Annotated in this window: 14 protein-coding genes, 1 tRNA gene and 1 pseudogene; 9 read left to right on the top strand and 7 right to left on the bottom strand. The window is 64.9% G+C overall.

The genetic code is table 11. The features are described 5' to 3' along the window. Positions 1 to 116 precede the first annotated feature (116 nt). On the top strand, positions 117 to 764 hold the full coding sequence (locus E3T31_RS01215; RefSeq protein ID WP_134467118.1) for a hypothetical protein: 648 nt from the start codon (positions 117 to 119) through the stop codon (positions 762 to 764). Between the two features lie 264 nt (positions 765 to 1,028). Further along, complete coding sequence (locus tag E3T31_RS01210) at positions 1,029 to 1,436, top strand: dehydrogenase (RefSeq protein WP_241977465.1); 408 nt, start codon at positions 1,029 to 1,031, stop codon at positions 1,434 to 1,436. Between the two features lie 149 nt (positions 1,437 to 1,585). Here E3T31_RS01210 and radA read toward each other — a convergent pair whose 3' ends face one another. After that, the gene (gene radA, locus E3T31_RS01205) at positions 1,586 to 2,947 is read right to left on the bottom strand and encodes a DNA repair protein RadA (RefSeq protein WP_134467116.1); all 1,362 of its coding nucleotides are present in this window, start codon (positions 2,945 to 2,947) and stop codon (positions 1,586 to 1,588) included. A 53-nt stretch (positions 2,948 to 3,000) separates the two neighbouring features. Beyond that, the gene (locus E3T31_RS01200) at positions 3,001 to 3,780 is read right to left on the bottom strand and encodes an SGNH/GDSL hydrolase family protein (RefSeq protein ID WP_241977463.1); all 780 of its coding nucleotides are present in this window, start codon (positions 3,778 to 3,780) and stop codon (positions 3,001 to 3,003) included. An 86-nt stretch (positions 3,781 to 3,866) separates the two neighbouring features. On the opposite strand from E3T31_RS01200, the gene E3T31_RS01195 reads away from it, so the two are divergent. After that, positions 3,867 to 3,956: transfer RNA gene (locus tag E3T31_RS01195), tRNA-Ser, on the top strand. Between the two features lie 249 nt (positions 3,957 to 4,205). On the opposite strand, the pseudogene E3T31_RS18125 reads toward E3T31_RS01195, so the two are convergent. Beyond that, positions 4,206 to 4,352, bottom strand: a pseudogene (locus E3T31_RS18125) (recombinase family protein); the annotation flags it as partial. 84 nt (positions 4,353 to 4,436) lie between these two features. On the opposite strand from E3T31_RS18125, the gene E3T31_RS01185 reads away from it, so the two are divergent. Together E3T31_RS01185 and E3T31_RS01180 are read left to right on the top strand one after the other, a co-directional pair. Continuing rightward, positions 4,437 to 4,715, top strand: a complete 279-nt coding sequence (locus E3T31_RS01185; protein ID WP_134467115.1) for a hypothetical protein — start codon at positions 4,437 to 4,439, stop codon at positions 4,713 to 4,715. 606 nt (positions 4,716 to 5,321) lie between these two features. After that, positions 5,322 to 6,368, top strand: a complete 1,047-nt coding sequence (locus E3T31_RS01180; RefSeq protein WP_134467114.1) for a TerC family protein — start codon at positions 5,322 to 5,324, stop codon at positions 6,366 to 6,368. Positions 6,369 to 6,508: 140 nt separating this feature from the next. Here the strand turns inward: E3T31_RS01180 and heR are convergent, their stop codons facing one another. Together heR and E3T31_RS01170 are read right to left on the bottom strand one after the other, a co-directional pair. Continuing rightward, a complete protein-coding gene (gene heR / locus E3T31_RS01175; RefSeq protein ID WP_134467113.1) occupies positions 6,509 to 7,312 on the bottom strand; it encodes a heliorhodopsin HeR in 804 nt (267 codons plus the stop codon). 968 nt (positions 7,313 to 8,280) lie between these two features. Further along, positions 8,281 to 8,499: a hypothetical protein gene (locus E3T31_RS01170; protein WP_134467112.1), complete on the bottom strand. Its 219-nt coding sequence runs from the start codon at positions 8,497 to 8,499 to the stop codon at positions 8,281 to 8,283. Positions 8,500 to 8,616: 117 nt separating this feature from the next. Here E3T31_RS01170 and E3T31_RS01165 point away from each other — a divergent pair, with 117 nt between their 5' ends. Beyond that, positions 8,617 to 9,387, top strand: a complete 771-nt coding sequence (locus E3T31_RS01165) for a hypothetical protein (RefSeq protein WP_134467111.1) — start codon at positions 8,617 to 8,619, stop codon at positions 9,385 to 9,387. Position 9,388: 1 nt separating this feature from the next. Here the strand turns inward: E3T31_RS01165 and E3T31_RS01160 are convergent, their stop codons facing one another. Both E3T31_RS01160 and E3T31_RS18595 read right to left on the bottom strand, forming a co-directional pair. Then, positions 9,389 to 10,402 (bottom strand): DUF418 domain-containing protein, encoded by a 1,014-nt coding sequence (locus E3T31_RS01160; protein ID WP_134467110.1) that lies wholly within the window; start codon positions 10,400 to 10,402, stop codon positions 9,389 to 9,391. A gap of 9 nt (positions 10,403 to 10,411) precedes the next feature. Further along, entirely contained in the window at positions 10,412 to 10,534 is a 123-nt protein-coding gene (locus E3T31_RS18595) for a hypothetical protein (RefSeq protein WP_370304163.1), read from the bottom strand. A 344-nt stretch (positions 10,535 to 10,878) separates the two neighbouring features. Between E3T31_RS18595 and E3T31_RS01150 the strand changes: the two genes are divergently transcribed. The 3 genes from E3T31_RS01150 (at position 10,879) to E3T31_RS01140 (ending at position 14,553) form a co-directional block, all read left to right on the top strand. Next, positions 10,879 to 11,223, top strand: a complete 345-nt coding sequence (locus tag E3T31_RS01150) for an HPF/RaiA family ribosome-associated protein (RefSeq protein ID WP_134467109.1) — start codon at positions 10,879 to 10,881, stop codon at positions 11,221 to 11,223. Positions 11,224 to 11,428: 205 nt separating this feature from the next. After that, positions 11,429 to 13,804 carry a trehalase-like domain-containing protein gene (locus tag E3T31_RS01145; RefSeq protein ID WP_134467108.1) on the top strand — a complete coding sequence of 792 codons (2,376 nt, stop codon included), beginning with the start codon at positions 11,429 to 11,431 and terminating at the stop codon, positions 13,802 to 13,804. An 80-nt stretch (positions 13,805 to 13,884) separates the two neighbouring features. Beyond that, positions 13,885 to 14,553 carry a TetR/AcrR family transcriptional regulator gene (locus E3T31_RS01140; protein ID WP_134467107.1) on the top strand — a complete coding sequence of 223 codons (669 nt, stop codon included), beginning with the start codon at positions 13,885 to 13,887 and terminating at the stop codon, positions 14,551 to 14,553. Position 14,554 lies beyond the last annotated feature (1 nt).

Genomic DNA, 14,554 nt, shown 5'->3' with positions numbered 1-14,554 from the left:
GGGGCCCGCTCGCACCGTTTCGGTTGCGGGCGGTCCCCTGCCTGTTCCGGCGGCAATTGCTGCCGACACGCACGCCATTACCGCCTTCTGGCGTCGAACATCAATAACCTTGGGGCATGTCGACGATCAAGCAACCGGTCGGCCGCCAGTCCAGCAAGGTGTACCGGCGCCGGCGTTTCGTAGTGGGGCTCGGTCTGCTCGCCGTGCTCATCATTCTGTTTCTCATCATCGTGCAACCAGGGGTGAGCAAGGGCGACGCAGACTCCCCGAACACGCCCGCCGCGGCCACGACCGAGTCGGCGACGCCGGCGGATGCCGCCACCGCGATTCCCGAGGTAGCCACAGCCGTAGACGGCTCGGCCTGCGACCCGTCAGCGGTGCAGGTTGCGGCCATCACCGACGCCACGAATTATGCGGCCGACGTGCTGCCGCAGCTGTCGCTGAGCCTGACCAACATCGGAACCACGGACTGCGTGATCAACGCCGGCAACAAGCAGCAGGTGTTCACCGTGATGAGTGGTGAAGACGTCTACTGGACCTCGACCGACTGCCAGACCAACCCGATCGACGCCGAGGTGACGCTCAAGCCCGGCGTGGTCATGCCGCTCGCAACCCCGATCAGCTGGGATCGCACCCGTTCGGCCGTTGACACCTGCCAGACCGAGTCCCGCACCGCAGTTCCGGCCGGCGGGGCGTCGTACTACCTGCATGTGACCGTGGACGGTATCGAAGCGGCCGACCCGGCCGTGATGATTCTGAACTAGGGCTGGCTGCTCAATCTGACGCCCCGCCCGGTGGTGCCGAACACTATTTCCCGTTGAACTGGGGCGAGTGCGCGGGTCAGGGGTAGCATATTGCTCTTCCAGGGCCGGTCTTAGAGCGACTTGAGACCCCTCACGGAGGCGGGTCTGGCTGGGGCTGGGGTGGAACAGGTGGTCGGCTCGCTGGGGCCTCGGCTGGGGAGCGCGTTCGCTCGTGGCATGCGCTGCCAGCTGGGCGTGTACGGCCGCGCCTGATTGAATGAATGGGTGACCGATACGACTGCCAACACCCGTTCCGAGGCGCTCGCCGCCGCACTGGCGGCGCAAGACGTCGTCGCCGTCGCCTATGCGCTGCGCAACGATTACATGATCGTGCCGCAACTCGTCGTCAACGGGGAGGCGGCGCAGGTGCGGGTCTTCGGCCGCGAAGGCTCCGACAAGCGGATGCTGCTGCTCTTCTCGGCCGCCGAAAACTACGTGCGCGTGGTACCCGACGACCCGAACCCGCAGGTCATGGTCTGCGACGGGCAGTGGCTGCGGGAATTTCTCACCGTGCACGCCGCGACCCTGGAGATGGTGTTCTTCGACATCGCCGGGCCGAACGTGATGCAGGCAGCTCCCGCCGATCTGCTCAAGGCGCTGAGCCCCGAACTTGGCCAGAGCGACGCCGACTGAGTCCTCGCCCGGGCAGCATCGAGCAAGTGCCCGATAAATCGCCGGGTCCAGGCGCAGGCTCGGCGCGCCGGTCAGTGCGCCGAGCGTGCATCCTTTTTTCGGGAAAGCGCTCAGCTACGGCCGAATATGGGACGGGGTGGCGGCGGAGTCTAGAACGCCCGATCGAGTTCGGCGTCGCGGGGGCTGCGGCTGGTTCCGAGCGCGAGAGCAACCGCCGCGTGGATCGACCCGCAGGCGGCGTCGATCTGGGTGGTGAACCCGAGGCGCACGGCCTCGTTCACGCGCTGCTTCGACATGAGTGCCCCGCGCACTTCGCCGGCCAGGCTGATCTCACCGAAGGCGACCACGTTGTGGGCCACCGCCAGCCCGGTGAAGGCCGACGCGATGGCCAGCGCAATCGCGAGGTCGGCGGCCGGTTCGGTCAGACGGATTCCGCCGACCGTCGACACGTAGACATCTTTGGCGGAGAGTTTCATGCCGGCGCGCTCCTGCAGCACCGCGAGCAACATGGCCACACGGGCTGCGTCCACACCGCTCGTGACCCGGCGCGGGTTCGGTGCCTGGGTGTCGGTGACGAGCGCCTGCACCTCGACCGGCATTGCCCGACGGCCTTCAAGGGCGACGGTGACGCAGGTGCCGTCGACCGGTTCAGTGGCCCGGCTTAGGAACAGCCCGCTCGGGTCGGGCACCTCGGCGATGCCGTCGCCGGTCATCTCGAAGCAGCCGACCTCGTCGGTGGGCCCGAATCGGTTCTTGAGCGCGCGAATGAACCGCAGCGAGGTCTGCCGGTCGCCCTCGAACTGGCAGACAACGTCGACCAGGTGCTCCAGCACCCGCGGGCCCGCAATCGAGCCGTCCTTGGTGACGTGGCCGACGAGCAGCACCGGCAGGTTGCGATCTTTGGCCACGCGAATGAGAGTGGATGCAACCTCCCGCACCTGGCTGGGCATCCCCGGCGAGCCGTCGGAGAGCGCACTCGACACCGTCTGCACCGAGTCGATGATGATGAGGTCGGGCTTCACAGCGTCGATCTGCCCGAGGATCACGCCGAGGTCAGTTTCGGCCGCGATATAGAGCTCGGGTTCGAGCGCGTTAGTGCGTTCGGCCCGCAATCGCACCTGGCTCACCGACTCTTCAGCGCTGACATAGAGCACGCGGCTCTTGGCAGCCGCCGCCTTCGACGCGACCTCGAGCAGCAGCGTGGACTTGCCGACGCCGGGCTCACCGCTGAGCAGAATCACCGAGCCGGGCACGATGCCGCCGCCGAGCACCCGGTCGAACTCGTTGATTCCGGTCGGCCAGTGAGCGGCGGCATCCGTTTCAACGTGGGTGATGGGTCGGGCGATACCATCGCCGACGAGCGTGATGGCCTTGAGCTTGCGGGTGATGCCAGCGGTCTGGCCAGCATCGACGACGGTGCCCCACTGCTGGCATTCGCCGCAGCGGCCCGCCCATTTCAAGGTGGTCCAGCCGCATTCGGAGCAGCGGAAAGAGGAGACGGATTTTGCCATGTTTCGAGCCTAGCCGGGGCCGCCGACAGCCGACTCTGCGCGCGGTTCCGGCGCTAGTCGGCGTCCTCCGACACCTGATTGACCGCCGAGAACCGGTGGGCGACATCGGCGCTGATCGCCGGCAGGAACGCCTCGGCCCAGGAGCGGTAGCCGCGGTCGTTGGGGTGGAACAGATCCCGGGCTACGTGGGTCAGAATGCTGCGATAACCAGCCCGCTTCGTCGTTGCGTGCAGCGGAACCACGGTCAGCTCGTGCTCGTCGGCGATCCGGCGAATGATCTCGTTGGCCGCGGCGACCTTGACCTCGTTGTGCGGCAGGTGAAAGCAGGGCAGGTCGGCGACGAGGGCGTGCGGCGGCAGTGCGGCAAAAACGGTTCGGATACCGGCTTCAAACGCCGCCGGGTTCCACGCGGCGATATCGTTGGCGCCGATCGCGACCGTGACCAGGTCGGCCTCCAGCCTGGCGAAGCGGGGAAGCTGGTCGCGCACGGCCAATGCCACGGTCGCGCCAGAGACGCTGAGATTCACAACGCGTACCGTCTGGCCGGTCGCCAGGCGCACATGATCGGCGAGCACGCCGACGTAACTCTTGCTTGGGCTCGACGCCCCGATTCCCTGGGCGGCACTGTCGCCGATCGCGACGTAGAGCAGCTCGCCCGACTGCTTCGCGTGGTCGCGCCACCAGGCCGAGTGCACCGGCAGGGTCTCGTTGAGAATGGCCTTCTGCTGTTCCAGGTCGCGGCGCCACAAGGTCGTGGCCAGCACGACGCCGCCGGCAAAAACGGCGGCTCCGGTAGCGATGGCAGAGCGGATGCGTGGGGTCGGTGAGGTCACCCGCTGAGGGTACTCCGCGGCATCCGTGTGTCTGCTGCATGTTTGCCGATTCGCGTCGGACCTCAGTCTCTACTAGAATCAACGGCGGTACCGTGTCCGAGCGGCCGAAGGTGCGACTCTCGAAAAGTCGTGTGGGGGAGACTCCACCGTGGGTTCAAATCCCACCGGTACCGCCATTTTCGTCCCTGATCAGAGGGATCTTTGCACGCTAAGTCGTTCTGTTTGCCCACAATTCACCCAAATCATGGTGATTGAAGGCCAGCCGTCGGGCCGCGATCCTTCTTCAGTGAGCATCCAGGTGATGGCCATTTGTTGGCACCGCCTGGCTTACGTTCTCGCGGCTCACTTAATCGGTGCGGCGAATCCGTATGCCCTACGCTTCGTCCCGGCATCGTCTCTCACCTGCGAGATCGCAGATGGATGTGTCGACCCCTCGACGATGTCGTAGAGCGTGCCACGGCGATGCCGGCATTGACGCGTTCGACGATGAGTTCGCGTTCATACTCCGTCAGTGTCGCGAGTAAATTCAGCATCAGTCGACCGTTCGTCGTTGCGGGGTCGATCCCATCTGCACGGTGCTGGCCTCCTTGTACGCCGTCAGCCTCAACAAGCGGGCAGGCCAAGCGGGGCACTTTGTTTTGCGACAAGATGAGGGAATGGATTCTGCGTCAAACCACCTGGTCGCAGAGCTCGAGGAACCATCGGGCACGCGTACTCGACGTCTGCGTCGTCGTGCGTTGGCACTGGTTCGCGCACTATGGGGTGACGTTGAGATCGACGCCGACCTCGTCATCCGTCGGCGCGGGAGCGGAGCCGAGATTCTACGCACTGCCGCTGACCTCGGCGACCCCCAGTTCCTTTTGGAGACCGTGCGCCGCGACCTCGAAACCAAAACCGTGGAGGAGTTCGTGCGCGAATGGTGCGTTCTCGACTGAGGCTCAGCCCGCTTGTGTGTGATCAACTCTTTGGAGGCCGTTTCGGCGCTGGATTCCTGCCAAGTTAGTGGCGGGTTTCCTGCCGAAAGAGCGCTAATTATCAGGCCAGGTAATTCCCCGCCACGACGGTGGTTTCGGGGATGCGCAGAGCTTGAGATCACACGGTGGCCGCGGCCCGCTCCAGCGTGTTGGAGACATGGGCCGGCCACCCCTCGATAGGTTCCTTAAGGCGTAGCTACTGCCAAGCGGTCGCGCCGGAAGGAACCAGGAAGCAGATAACGGTACCCATGTCCGTGCAAGAAAATATCAGAACTCTCGACTCCCACGGAATCGCGGGCCGGGAAATCGCCCGCCGATTGGGAGTGAGCCGCGAGGGTGAGCCTAATCGAGCGGGATGACCGGCGCGCCTCAAACCAGCATCTTTCTTGCTTCGCTCAAACATTCCTCGGCTTGCCCAGTTGACGTGAAGCACACTCTCCTGTTGAATTACCACAGAAGGGGAGTAATCCTCGCTTCGCATCGTCAATACGTTCCCGCCGCGGGTTCCGGTGCGCAGGGCCGCAAGGTAGATGAGACCTTCACGAAAATTTCGTGGAGGTCTTTGTCATGACTGTCCCCCTGTGGGCGTGGTTCGCTGTTCTGGGTGTGATCCTGCTGATGCTCGCCGTCGACCTGGTCGCCCACCGCAAAGCTCACGTGATCGGTGTGCGGGAAGCCGCCGTCTGGTCGATCGTGTGGGTGACCCTCGGTGTCGCGTTCGGCGTGCTGGTGTGGATGCTGTGGGGGGCGGAATTCGGGCAGCAGTACTTCGCTGGCTACCTGATTGAGAAATCCCTCGCGGTGGACAACGTGTTCGTCTGGGCGATTATCTTCGCCGCTTTCGCGGTCCCGCGCGAGTACCAGCACCGAGTGCTGTTCCTCGGCGTCCTGGGCGCCCTGATCTTACGCGGGATTTTCATCGCCGCCGGCGCCGCGCTGATCGAGAACTTCTCCTGGATCTTGTACGTATTCGCCGCGTTCCTGATCTACACCGGGTGGCGGATGTTCCACTCCCGTAACGACCACGTCCACCCCGAGAAATCCCCCATCCTCAAGGTGTTTCGTCGGTTCGTGCCGATGACCGACGCATACCACGGGCAGAAGCTCCTGATCCGCAAGGCGGGAATGCTGGTGGCGACCCCGCTGCTGGCCGTGCTGGTGCTGGTGGAAATCACGGACATCATCTTCGCCGTCGACTCGATCCCGGCTATCTTCGCCGTCACTAGCGAACCGTTCCTGGTCTTCACCGCGAACGCGTTTGCCATCCTCGGGCTTCGGGCCATGTACTTTTTGCTCGCGAACATGATCCATCGCTTCATTTACCTCAAGATCGGACTCTCGTTCGTCTTGATCTGGGTGGGTATCAAGATGCTGCTCCTGGATGTCTTCTACATCCCGACCACGATGAGCCTGGCAGTGGTCGTGACCATCATCACGGTGTCCATCGTGGCCAGCCTCCGCGCCACCCGCGGTCAAGGTCGACGCGAAGTGCATACCGAGGCGGCAGGGGTGTTCCGGATCGCCACCGACGAGGAACTTGCTGCGGTCGAGCCGGTCTTCCGCCGCAGTGGACGAGTGCCTGTCGGTGGCGGAAAGGATCGCTCCGATGAGTGACGTGGATCCGTCGGTGGGCATGGCCCCTAATCCCCAGACAGCTTCGAACAGGGGCCGGCTCGGCCGGGCGGACGCCTCGGCCGACTCAGCGGGGCTGCGGGGACGCTCGGGCAGTGAGGCCGCTCCCGTTGTGGACTGGCCTAGCTAGCGATCGCCGGGATGATGGCACCCGAGAAGACTTGCCAGGCCAGCGCGGTCTTCGCCACCAGGCTCAAGGTGATGTAGGTGCGTTCGCCCTGCAGATAACTTTTCCATTTGCCGACCTGCTTGTACTGCAGCCACTGGTTAACAGCGAAGGTATTGAAAAACAGGAACAGCGAAATCACGATGCCGACGACGAAGCCGGGGGCCGCGACGTCACTGACGCTGCCTGGACGCAGGAAGTAGATCAGAATCAGGATCCACGGCACGATGCCGACCATCGACCCGAAGATGAAGGGCAGCAGCCCGCCCGAGCCGGGCTGTTCGTATTTCTCCTGCAGTGCACCGAACAGGATCATGGCCGCGTTGACGGCGAAAACGGCGAACAACGCACCGATGTCGGTGGCCCCGTTGATTGCCAGGATCAGCCAGATCATGATCGACGCGCTGAGGGAGTACTCGACCCATCGAAAGTAGTTGTGGTTGTTCTGCAACCCATTCTTGTAGCGCGCAAAGAACCAGGGACTTGAGATGAGGAAGTGGAAGAAGGCACTGAGGGCCAAGAACGCTACGACGCCGACACCGATGTTCACTTCGAAGAGCGTGACCCGTTCCGGTGGAATCGGAACTCCGGGAGGGCCAGCCAGGTAGTCCGCCGTCACGGCGAACAGAACCTGCGAGCTCAGCATGGTGAGAATCACCGCAAATCCGGCGGCCTGGAGCAGGTGCAGACTTCCGGCGACAACGTTATAGATCCGCAGCCGATCGATCTGCTCGTCGGGTGAGTAGACCCTTTGGGACATGGGACGGCTCCTTCGTTCGTGGGGGCTAGTTCCCTTGAGGACATCTTGGCACCGCCGAATCCACGATCGGGTTCGACGAGTAAAAACCGGGATGAGGCTGGCCATTTCTCCAGCTGTGGCGTGCGTCCTGTCTCGCGAACGATGGGAGTCGGCTCCGATGGTGTACGGCTGCTGTGCCGCCGAGCCGTGCACACTTCTGCGCACGCGTCCAAGATCGCGATCGCTGCAATCCGGCTCACTTGTCGTCCACGACAGCACTCTGCGTGTCACCGCTCCATGAGCGACACGAGTGAGGGTCGCCCGCTCGGCCGGAAGCACCGCAAGAATGCGGAAACGCCTTGGACGAAGCACTACAACATCTACGTCACCCCGGAAGAGTGCGCGCAGTTGCGCGCTCGCACAGTTGTCCGCTGCGCCACCGTCCCGCGTCTGTTGTTCGAGTACGGCCATGGATGCCCAGGTGCAAACGTCGCAAGCCTGCCATCATCGAGTTGTTCGCCGTGCGGAAAGGCGGCGCTGGAATGTCCGGATGGGTGCTTCCTGCGGCTCGTGGACGTGTCAAATCGGTCAGATACTCAGTCGGCGCAGCCGGGTGAGCCGGCGGAGGCTGTCGTTGGGTGAATGGTTTTGGATCGGGTTGACGGCGCTTTCGAGGAAAGTCATGATTGGTCCCCAGCCTCGCAGGCTGCGCCTCGGGCTCGTTCGACGGCAGGGCCGAACACGCTCAGCGTTACCAACGACTCGAACAGCGCATCGAGCATCGGTCCGTCCCGCAGCTCAGCAGGGACTATATCGGCTCTGTTGATGAGTGCGCCAGCTTAAACGCGCGACCGCGCCCGAAGTGGGAAGCCGCTACGGTAACGAACGGGCGCAGCGGCTACCGATGTCGGGCGCGCCGACGTCGCCCACATTGCCGTTTCGGGCGTCCATACTTTACTGTTTCGGGTGGGACGCGCCGCGGTCGGGCGTCACGAGGGCTCTTCCCCGTTTGCCACGGACTCAATCCAGTCGACGTCTTGGTCGGACAGGTAATGGTCCGAGTCCTCACTGTCGCTATCGAGGACGGCCGAACCGCCGGACCGGGTGATCTCGGCGACGACCTGCGGCGGCACGGCATCGCCGTTGTTCTCCATCAGCCACTCCCTCGTCGACGGCGTCAGCTTGGGCCACCACAGTTCGATAGTCATACGGCGCAGTCTGCCATGCTGCCGCCGATGTGCGGTAGGCCGTAGCTGCCGCTGGCAGCATCGGTGAATGGCCACGGACCAGCGACCACGCCCGCGCCTGATCGATAAACTTTGGATATGTCAGACCAGCACTACGAGCAGGATGAAACCCTGCGCCTTCCCACCGTTCAGTTTCGCGTCGTTCTCGATCTGGGCGCCCGGCTCGCTGCAGCGATCACGCTGCCGCCGGAGCTGGCCCATCCCGACCTGTTCGCCGACCGCGACGACCAGGGAGAGGCACTCAACCTGTCGATCGATTACGACAGCGGTCAACTGCACGTGCTGCTCGATGAAGCCGGCCCCAGCTTTCACTATCACGGCACCGCCGACCCGTACGAGAGCCCGTGGCCGGAGGATCAAACCGCCATTCTGCTCGAATGGGCGCTCATTCTGGTGCAGGAGATCGATGGACTCGATGAGCTGCTCGACTCGATCTATGAGGCCGCCGAGTGGTTCGAGCAGGGCTTCACGCTCTATGTTCCCGAGACGGACCCGACTCAGCTCGAACTGATCGAGGTCGACATCATCGGTGAGCTGCTGACCCTGCCGTGGCTGGGGTCCGGGCGGGTCGACCACGAACACATCGACGGCGACAATCACCCGATCGCGCTGCTCTGGAACATGAACAACGCTGACCCCGACGTGCCGATCGCGCGCGCCTGGCTCGACCCGCAAACCGGGGAGCCGCGCACCGCGGCGGAGCCCGGGGTGGATTGGACCGCCGTCGCGATGAGCGAAGACGAGGTGCTGCAGTGGCTGGTCGGCATTTACACCAACCACCACGTGGCCGCGACGCCCGAGGCGCAGATCATGCGCGCGGCGCTCGAGCGCATGGGAGGCATCAGCTGAGTCAGCTCTTTCGCGGCGCGCGGGTCAGCGCGGCGAGCAGACGCTCGAGCGGACCCTGGCCCAGAAGATCGCGCCACAGACTGGCCAGGATGAACGTGAGCAGCAGCATCCAGATCAGCAACGGCCAGCCGGGGTAGTCAACCTCCCGGCCGCCGGCGACCACGATGGCCAGGACCATAATCTGCAGGGTGTAGACGGTCAGCGCCATCGATCCGGTCGCTCCGACCGGCGAGAGGATGCCGCGCAGCATCCGACCCAGCCGGCCACGGTCCACCGCCGTGAGCCAGAGCAGCGCGCCGATCAGTGCGATGGCGAGCCCGCCAGAGCCGATCACTTCGGCGATCGATCCGGAGTGCGCCTCGGCGCTGACCCCGGGGAACACGAGGGCCGCGCCGTAGCCGGCCACCGCCACTGACGCGCCGACACCGACGAGGGCGACCTGGGTTTTCGCACGCCGCAGATCGGACCGTGCGACGATCAGGCCGGCCAGGAGAAACGGCATCCAGATCAGCACCGGGTAGGTGCCGTTGAGAAAGAAATAGTCGACGAAATAGGCGAGCGTGGACTGGTCGACATCCACGTCGGCCTGGGCGGCGCCGAGCATGGGCGCCCCCAGCAGAAACACGACGCCGATCAGGCCGAGCAGCCACCGACGCAGAAACAACAGCGGCAGAAGCAGCAGGAACATCAGGGCGTAGAAGTGCAGAATGATGGCGATGCCGCTGTGCAGGCCGGACAGCACCAGGCCGAGCAGAAACAAAAACAGCGCGCGCACCACGATGCCGCCGACGCGATCCGAACGTTGGCCGCGACCGAGCGGATGCGCCGATCCGGTCATGATTCCAAGCGATACCCCGGCCAGGGTCGCGAACAGAATGGAGGAGCGCCCATCGACGAGCAATTCGGCGTCACCCGCGCGCGGAATGGCATGGGCCACGAACATGCCGATGATCGCCAGCCCGCGGGTGATGTCGATGGCAACGACCCGTTCGCCCCGGTCAGGCCTCGTCTGCATGAGAATAGGCTACGGGTTCTTGCGGCAGCACGCAGTCGGGTTCGCGCTTTCCGGCAGCGCGCCGGTCAGATCAAGTGCGAGCGTCGTCGTCAGGTGCAGCCGGGCGAGGAACGCGTCGTCGTGGCTGACCACGATGAGCGCTCCCCGGTAGCCGAGCAGGGCGTCGACGAGCTGGTCGACGCTCTACCGGTCGAGATTGTTGCTGGGTTCGTCGAGCCGACAGGTCGGTCGAGGTCGGCGGCGCTGAATTCGAGGTCCTCAGAGGTTTTGAAGGCACTAGCACCGGAACCGAAATGGCGAGGGTCAGCGCAGGGACTGCGGCGCGAAAGCAACGAGAATCGTCACTGGTGCAACCTCACGTTGGGAACACGAACGACTCAAGCCTCAGACGCAGCTGTGCGCACACCACGCGTCACCAACCGGCGCTCACATGCGGGAGGGCTAACCTGAAGTTGTACGCAATTGAAGGAGTGATTATGCAGGTCATCGTCAATACCGACAGCAACATCGACGGCACCGAACGGGTCGCTGGCGCGCTCGAAACGATCGTCGAAGAGTCCCTTTCGCGCTACGGCGAACGCCTGACCCGGGTTGAGGTTCACCTCTCCGACGGCAGCGCCGGCCGCAGCAGCGCCGACGACATCAAGTGCACCCTCGAGGCCCGCCCAGCCGGCGGCACGCCCGTCGTCGTCACCGAAAACGCCAACGCCGTGGAGGAAGCCCTGACCGGTGCCCTGCACAAGATGAAGAGCCTGCTCGAGAGCCACTTCGGCAAGCTGGATGCCCGCAAGGGCAACCTCCCGATGGGCGAGGTCGTCTAACTCACCGCGTGGCGGTCGCGGCACCCTTTGTCGCTCGGGGCACCCCGAGCACTGGGTGCCCCGAGCGGCGCAGCGCGGCTGGCAACCTCATGCTAGAAGGTGTGGCACCGTTCGTGCAGCCCAGCGCCGATGGTAACGTCGCCTAGGTCTGCCCAGCGTTTGGCAGCAGTGCCCCTCTGTTTGCTCCTCTGCTAGGAACTCCCTCATGCCCCAACGCCTGAACTTGTCCAAGAACCTACCGCGCAGCCTGGCCGGGTTGTCGCGCGAGATCCTGCAGGACTTGCAGCAGTTGGCGCGCACACCCTCCCTCCTCGTGGCCTGTAACTACGGTGGCACCCTGTCGTATCACGGCGCGTCGGATGTGCCCTCGAAGCTGCTCGTCGAGTCGGCGCTCGCGCTGCGGGCGCTCGCCGCGTTGCCCAACACGCACACGGCCGTAATGAGCGGGCGCACCCTGCGCGACCTCGCCGCTGACTCCCGACTGCCCCGCGAGGTGCACCTGGTCGGCTCGAACGGCGCCGAGTTCGACTCGGAGTTCTTCGACACCGACACCGACACCGACACCGACGACGGTGACGCGACCAGGCAGGATTCCGGCGCGGCCCTCGACCGCTTGCGCTCCCGACTGGGCGTCAGCGCCGCCTTCTTCGCCGGCGACGGTGCGAGCGACGAGATGGCGATGAACACCCTGCACGGCCCCGACCTGGGAATTCGCATCGGCGACGGCGAATCCGTCGCCGCGCACCGGGTCAGCGGCCCAGAGAAGCTCGCGCAACTGCTGGCCCTGCTCTTTGAACTGCGCAAGGACTGGCTGTTCGGCCAGCACGTCGTTGCCATCGAACGCCACTCCATGATCGGCGATGGCACGTCGACCGCCCTCGTGACGCCGGAAGCGCGCATCTGCTGGATGACGCATCCGCTGCCCGATTCTGGCTCGCTGTTCGCGAGCATTCTGGGCAGTGAAGAGGCCGGTCACTTCTCGATCGAACCGGTCAAGAAAAGCCGCGTTCTCGGCCAGCGTTATGTGGACAACACCATGATCGTCGAAACCCGCTGGGCCGACGTCACCGTGACCGACTACATCGAGCCCTCACCGCTCGGCATCACCAACCTCGTGCGCAAACTCACCGGTACCGGTCTGGCCCGCATCGTGTTCGCGCCCCGACCCGACTACGCCGTCGCCCACTTCAACATGCACGCGGCCGACGGGGTCGTCACCATCACCGGAACCCCCGACCCCATCGCGCTGTCGGCGCCGGGCGTCGAATTCACGGTCACCTCCGACGGCCGCAATGAGACCGCCACGGCCATCGTCGACCTGTCTGCCGGCGCCGTCATGCTCAACCTGCGCTGCGGCGACACCGAGCCCTATATTCCGGATGCTGCCGGCGAAGCAGCCAGACGCGGTGCGGTCATGAATGACTCCCGTGCCTGGGTGAACACACTCACCCTGCCGAGCGTCAAGCCGTCGCTCGTGAGCCGCTCCGCGCTCGTGCTGCGTGCCCTCTGCTACGAACCAACCGGTGCGGTGCTCGCCGCATCGACGACGTCCCTGCCCGAGGGCATCGGCGGAACCCGCAACTGGGACTACCGCTACTGCTGGCTGCGCGACGGATCGATGACGGTCAAGGCGCTCGTCGACCTCGGATCGACCGACGAAGCCGACGGTTTTTTGCACTGGCTGGCCGGAGTCGTGGCGGACAGCCCCGGCGCGCAGTGGCTGCATCCGCTCTATTCGGTCACCGGCTCGTCGCTGTCGACGGAGGCGAGCCTCGAATCACTGCCCGGCTACGCCGGATCTCGCCCGGTGCGCATCGGAAACGCCGCCGACAACCAGGTGCAGATCGACGTGTTCGGACCGGTCGCCGAACTCATCGACACGCTCAGCGCCCGGCAGGGAACGCTCTCGGACTTTCAGTGGCACCTGCTCACCGAGATGGTCGAGGCCGTCACGAGTCGCTGGCAGGAACCCGACCACGGCATCTGGGAGGCCCGGCGCTCGCCGCGGCACCACACCTATACCAAGACGATGTGCTGGGTGACGGTGGATCGTGCCATTCGCACCGCAGAACGGCACGGCCGCGAGGTCGGTGCCGGGTGGCACGAGCTCGCCACCACGATTCGCGACGAAGTGCTGCGCGAGGGCTGGAGCGAGGAAGCCCAGTCCTATACCGTCGCCTACGACAGCCCGGATCTGGACGCCGCCGTGCTCCATATCGGGCTGTCCGGCCTGCTCGACGTCAACGACGAGCGCTTTCAGAAGACGGTCAGCGCCGTCGAGCGCGAGCTGCGCGTTGGTCCGACCGTGTTCCGCTACCGCTATGACGACGGGCTGCCCGGGCTCGAGGGTGGCTTTCACATTTGCACGACGTGGCTGATCGAGGCCTACGTCCTGGCTGGGCGTCTCGACGAGGCCGAGGCGCTGTTCAACCAGCTGGTCATCCTCGTGGGCCCGACCGGGCTGCTGTCGGAGGAATTTGACCCGGCCACCGAGAAACACCTCGGCAATCACCCGCAGGCGTACTCACACCTCGGCTTCATCCGCTGCGCGCAGCTCCTCGACGAGCACCGCGGGCGGTAGCGCCGGCCGGTTTCCGCGAGTCCGCCGTGAGGACGCGCCCGGGTCTCGGACACGTGTCCGAAAAGTGCTATAGTAAATGGATGACTTCGTTGACTGACCCCGGCCTCGTGGCCGAGGTGCCGGTCGATGTTATCCCAGAGTTCAAGCTCACGCACGATCCGCGGGCCGAGCGCACCCGGGGGCTCATTCTCACGGCGATCCGTACGCTGATTGCTCAGCCGGCGGCATCCGTTTCAGTGGCCGAAATCGTGCGCCTGGCCGGAATCAGCCGCAGCTCCTTCTACGCGCATTTCGCGAGCCTCGACGTTCTCGCCGCCGAGCTGCTGCAGGCCCAGTTCGCCGACATCGGCTCGGCCGGCCTGGATCTGCGCCCATTAAGAGCGGGCGAGAGCGCTGCCCGATTCGGGTACGGCCGGCTCGTCGCGCATATGGTCGAGAATTTTCCCCTCTACGCGAGCGTGCTCGAGCTGCCGTTGACCCGCAGCGCGCACGACCAGATCATCGAGGCCTACGCCACTCGCATGCTCGAGTCGGTGCTCGTCTTTGACGAGACCGTGAACGCCGAACTGGTGACGACCTATGTGGCTGGCGGTGCGCTCACCCTGATCGGCTCCTGGATGCGCGGCCACCTCGACGTATCCGACGACGAACTTGTCGACCAGCTCGTGGCGCTGCTGCCCGGTTGGCTGCAAGGCCCCCAGACCTCAAGCGCAACGCCCTTACGCGTTGCATCACCCACACAACACTGAA

This window comes from Cryobacterium sp. TMS1-13-1 (assembly GCF_004403125.1).
Taxonomy (GTDB): domain Bacteria; phylum Actinomycetota; class Actinomycetes; order Actinomycetales; family Microbacteriaceae; genus Cryobacterium; species Cryobacterium levicorallinum.
Note: the sequence above shows the minus strand (reverse complement) of the source record. Positions and strands in the feature narration are given on the sequence as shown.